Genomic DNA, 3,996 nt, shown 5'->3' with positions numbered 1-3,996 from the left:
TTTAATCTTTTATCTTTCCCAATACGCTTCTTCTAAGCTGTCTTCACGTTCAGGTAAACCACGTGACAGACGAGGTGAATGCTGGGCTAGCACCTCATAACTGGCACGGTTGGAATATTTGCAAACTTGCGAGAAGGATGAATAGGTTAAAAAGTTATTCTGATGCTTGCTCGAATTAGGGACGTTCTCTTTATGATATTTATTGGCTGCCATATCATGCAGCAATGCCGACAACGCCGCATCTCCCGCACCATTAGTATTTTTAATTTTCTCAGGCCCACCCATATACGGTGAAATATGAGAATAAACACGTATCGGATTTTCACAACTTATTTTTGATGCTGGGCGACTAAATTCATAACGATTGAATTCAGCAATAGAACCAGGTAATAGTGGCAACGATGTTTCACGTTTCGCCGCATCTTCAGTATATCCTGCCATAAATAAACCGACTGGGCCTGCGGTGCATAATACAAGATCAACCCAATTTAAGGCTTTATTTGACGCTGCAAGGGGATCACTTTCCCCGGTTAATGCTTCGGCTTCATCTTCATTCATGGCAACAACAGTGACATGATCACGCAAAAAATTTTGCCAAAATTGAGGGTCATCTTGAATAACAAATTTAGTACCTAAGGTTAAAACAACAGGTACATCATATTTCTTAGCATATTCAATCGCTCTCATTGTTGCCTCTGGCATTGGATCACCAGTTTTGCAGCGAATTAAATAAGCAGTCAATACTAAGGCTGAAGCACTTTTAAATATTTTTTCTGGAACACTTTCTGCGCGAAGTTGGTTCATTTGCCCTTCACTAATAGCAAAGGTTCTTTCTCCATCCTCTGTGATCAAGGCAAAGCAGCGCCCAATCGCTCCATCGACCGCTTGTAAATAATTCAGATCCATCCGACTTGATGTATTACATAAATAACGATAACCGTAGCTACCAATTTTTATATCTTGACTCATCACACCTAACAACGTTGAGCGATCATCTGCCAGCACCGAATAATTGTGTAATGTGTTGCCAATCGTTCCCCCAGCATATTCGTTAGTAATCAGACCATTTTGTTTGAGCTCAGTGTACAAAGCTTCGGCCTTCTGATCGTCAATCACTAACGAATGGCCTTTACTAAGCTCATATTTTTCGATGAGGTCAGTATTTACTTTCGCTTCTATATCCACCAAGGTCTGGTCGATACCAATAATATGTGTACGTGACATTTTTTTATTTTCTTGTGCTTGGATAACAAGTGGGTCACGTGCATGAACAGGAAAGTAATGCTTTGATTTGCGTTGGCCAGGAAATTTCATAACGTCAGTCTGAGTAGAGGAGAAAAAGATGCGCGATTCTACCGCGCACCCATTAGCGCGGCAACTAAGGCAACTATAGCAAACGTTTGCTCTTGATTATTTTTATTCACCTTCCATAAAGCTGAGATCAGGTAACCTATCTAAATGCTCTGAATAGCGTTTTAGGTCAAATTGCCCTTCGTTTTTCATCACATCAAAAATCTCAATTGCAAGCGCACAAGCAATAGAGGCAACGGCATCCTCCCTTGAGTGACCTGTCATCATCAAGCGCATCAAGGTTTCTTTGACCTTTAACGGATTTCCGTCCGCGAGTTGATTCTCTACTGTTTCGATGAGGAATGCGTCATCCATAATCTGATTGTCATCTTGCATTTTGTGGCCTTTTGTTACGCTTTAAAATGGCACGCACTATGCCATAAGCCGTTGTAGAATTCTAAAACTAATTTCTGCTGACATTGACAGATACGACGCCAATTAAACCAGATAGAAGTGTGATTGCTGTCTCGGATCTGTCGCGACGAAAATCTTTCTGCTAGAATCTGCGACCAAGTCAATTGAGTGGTATTAAGTAATGTCAGACAACCGCAGCGCAAACAGCCAAAAGAAAGTCATCGTCGGCATGTCCGGTGGTGTTGACTCCTCCGTTTCGGCGTATCTTCTCAAAGAGCAAGGTTATCAAGTCGAAGGCCTGTTCATGAAGAACTGGGAAGAAGATGATAACGAGGAATATTGTACAGCGGCGGAAGATTTAGCCGATGCACAAGCCGTGTGCGATAAGTTAGACATCCCTCTTCATACCATTAATTTTGCCGCCGAATATTGGGACAACGTATTTGAATATTTCCTTGAGGAATATAAAGCAGGGCGAACTCCCAACCCAGACATTCTTTGTAACAAAGAAATCAAGTTTAAAGCCTTTTTAGAGTTTGCAGATGAAGTGCTAGATGCCGATTATATCGCCATGGGCCACTATGTTCGACGCACCTTCCCTGAAGGTAATGACAAACCAAAAATGCTGCGCGGCTTGGACAACAACAAAGACCAAAGCTACTTCCTCTATACATTAAGCCATGAACAAGTGGCTCGTAGCTTATTTCCTGTCGGTGATTTAGAAAAACCCGAAGTTCGACGCATTGCGGAAGAACAAGGTTTGGTGACGGCGAAGAAAAAAGATTCAACCGGTATCTGTTTCATCGGCGAGCGCAAATTTACCGACTTCTTGTCTCGCTATTTACCAGCACAACCGGGTAAAATTGAAACACCAGAAGGTCTCGTTATTGGTGAACATCAAGGCCTGATGTACCACACTTTAGGTCAACGCAAAGGGTTACACATTGGTGGCCAAAAAGGCGGTGGCGGTAACGAAGACCCATGGTATGTCGCTGATAAAGATCTTAAACGTAACGTTTTGATTGCAGTCCAAGGCGCTGATCACCCATTATTGAAATCTCATGGCTTGATCGCTTCCCAATTACACTGGGTTGATCGTACACCAATCCAAGCAACGCTAAGCTGCACGGTAAAAACGCGTTACCGTCAAACGGATATAGCGTGTACCATCATCCCTATTGATGATGAAAACATTAAAGTAATTTTTGATGAGCCACAAGTGGCCGTCACGCCTGGTCAATCCGCGGTTTTCTATCAAGGCGATGTGTGTCTTGGCGGTGGAATTATTGAGCAGCGAATTTAAACAACTTAGGAGTAATAAACGTGGCTAACACCCTTTATGACCGTACCATCGCTTTTGCGGGTATCTGCCAAGCTGTCGCTTTAGTGCAACACGTAGCAAAAAATGGTCACTGTGATTCAGACGCGTTTGAAACTTCTCTAACGGCTATCTTAAGTACTAATCCAAACAATACACTTGATGTCTTCGGCTCTGAAGCCAACTTAAAAATTGGCCTCGAATGTTTGGTGAAAGGTATTGATAGCACGCCATCAGGGAGTGAAATCACTCGCTATATCATTAGCCTGATGGCATTAGAGCGTAAATTAAGCGCTCGTCGTGATGCGATGTCACAGCTGGGCGATCGTATTCAAACGATTGAACGTCAAGTCAACCATTTTGACTTGCTTGATGATCAGATGATCAGCAACCTTGCCAGTATCTACTTGGATGTTATCAGCCCTATTGGCCCGAGAATCCAAGTCATTGGAACCCCTACCATACTTCAACAAACTTCAACCCAGCACAAAGTGCGCGCCTTACTCCTTTCAGGAATTCGTTGCGCTGTCTTGTGGCGTCAGGTTGGAGGAAAGCGTCGCCATCTGATCTTCGGTCGTAAGAAAATGATCGAACAAGCTCAGATTTTATTAGCTCGAGTCTAATATTGACGCAAAGAATTCACTCTCACACTTAACCTCAAAATTCAGGAGAAAAACATGGAACTGTCAGCCTTGACTGCTGTTTCACCGGTAGACGGCCGCTACGGAAGTAAAACGATTGCGTTACGCAGTATCTTTAGTGAGTTTGGTCTCCTCAAGTATCGGACCATTGTTGAAATTCGTTGGTTACAGAAGCTTTCAGCCACTGCTGGAATTGCCGAAGTTCCAGCATTCAGTGATGAAGCCAATCAATTTCTTAATGCGATAGCAGACAATTTTAGCGAAGAAGATGCCGCTCGTATTAAAGAAATTGAACGCACAACGAACCATGATGTTAAGGCTGTAGAGTATTTC

The 3,996-nt window shown here is 42.9% G+C and carries 5 protein-coding genes; 3 read left to right on the top strand and 2 right to left on the bottom strand.

Going from position 1 to position 3,996, the window contains the following annotated elements; genetic code table 11:
- Nucleotides 1–9 precede the first annotated feature (9 nt).
- Nucleotides 10–1,314 (bottom strand): inosine/guanosine kinase, encoded by a 1,305-nt coding sequence (locus AACT21_RS07425; RefSeq protein ID WP_088721150.1) that lies wholly within the window; start codon nucleotides 1,312–1,314, stop codon nucleotides 10–12.
- 102 nt (nucleotides 1,315–1,416) lie between these two features.
- Nucleotides 1,417–1,686 (bottom strand): hypothetical protein, encoded by a 270-nt coding sequence (locus AACT21_RS07420; protein WP_013857103.1) that lies wholly within the window; start codon nucleotides 1,684–1,686, stop codon nucleotides 1,417–1,419.
- Nucleotides 1,687–1,885: 199 nt separating this feature from the next.
- Here AACT21_RS07420 and mnmA point away from each other — a divergent pair, with 199 nt between their 5' ends.
- The 3 genes from mnmA to AACT21_RS07405 form a co-directional block, all read left to right on the top strand.
- Nucleotides 1,886–3,007, top strand: coding sequence for a tRNA 2-thiouridine(34) synthase MnmA (gene mnmA, locus AACT21_RS07415; protein ID WP_017043901.1), 1,122 nt, complete (start codon nucleotides 1,886–1,888; stop codon nucleotides 3,005–3,007).
- Between the two features lie 20 nt (nucleotides 3,008–3,027).
- Nucleotides 3,028–3,645, top strand: coding sequence for a high frequency lysogenization protein HflD (hflD, locus tag AACT21_RS07410; RefSeq protein ID WP_094164070.1), 618 nt, complete (start codon nucleotides 3,028–3,030; stop codon nucleotides 3,643–3,645).
- A gap of 54 nt (nucleotides 3,646–3,699) precedes the next feature.
- The coding region (locus AACT21_RS07405) for a lyase family protein (RefSeq protein ID WP_254917196.1) at nucleotides 3,700–3,996 on the top strand (297 nt) is incomplete at its 3' end.

This window comes from Vibrio sp. V08_P9A1T1 (assembly GCF_963874405.1).
Lineage (GTDB): Bacteria > Pseudomonadota > Gammaproteobacteria > Enterobacterales > Vibrionaceae > Vibrio > Vibrio anguillarum.
This window is presented reverse-complemented; position numbering and strand designations above follow the sequence as displayed.

What these genes read in the sequence shown, in the direction of transcription:
- AACT21_RS07420 (WP_013857103.1), bottom strand. Translation starts at nt 1,686, where the DNA reads ATGCAAGATGACAATCAGATTATGGATGACGCATTCCTCATCGAAACA.
- mnmA (WP_017043901.1), top strand. Translation starts at nt 1,886, where the DNA reads ATGTCAGACAACCGCAGCGCAAACAGCCAAAAGAAAGTCATCGTCGGC.
- AACT21_RS07425 (WP_088721150.1), bottom strand. Translation starts at nt 1,314, where the DNA reads ATGAAATTTCCTGGCCAACGCAAATCAAAGCATTACTTTCCTGTTCAT.